General features: G+C 63.5%; 1 protein-coding gene. It reads left to right on the plus strand.

Annotated features, from left to right (window positions below; genetic code table 11):
- The coding region (locus RA19_RS24750; RefSeq protein WP_039168325.1) for an amidohydrolase family protein at positions 1-460 on the plus strand (460 nt) is incomplete at both ends.

Genomic DNA, 460 nt, shown 5'->3' on the forward strand with positions numbered 1-460 from the left:
TCGAAGCCAAGGGGCGCTACATGATCCCGGGCCTGTGCGATGCGCATATGCATATTGAGTCCGGCATGCTGACACCGGCGGAATTTGCCCGCGCGGTGATCCCGCATGGCACCACCTCGATGTTCACCGACCCGCATGAGATCGCCAATGTGCTGGGTTTGGACGGCGTGCGCTACATGCATGACGAGGCGCTGATGCAGCCGGTCAATATCTTCACTCAGATGCCCTCCTGCGCGCCATCGGCGCCGGGGCTGGAGACCACCGGCCACGAAATCACCCCCAAGGATGTTGAGGAGGCCATGAACTGGCCTGGCATCATTGGTCTGGGAGAGATGATGAACTTCCCCGGTGTTGCGGGTGCCGACCCCAAGATGCTGGCCGAGATCGCCGCCACCCAAGCCGCGGGCAAAACCGTGGGCGGCCATTACGCCTCCCCTGACCTCGGCCCCGATTTCGCCGC

Source organism: Leisingera sp. ANG-M1 (genome assembly GCF_000813745.1).
In the GTDB taxonomy this organism is placed as follows: Bacteria; Pseudomonadota; Alphaproteobacteria; order Rhodobacterales; family Rhodobacteraceae; genus Leisingera.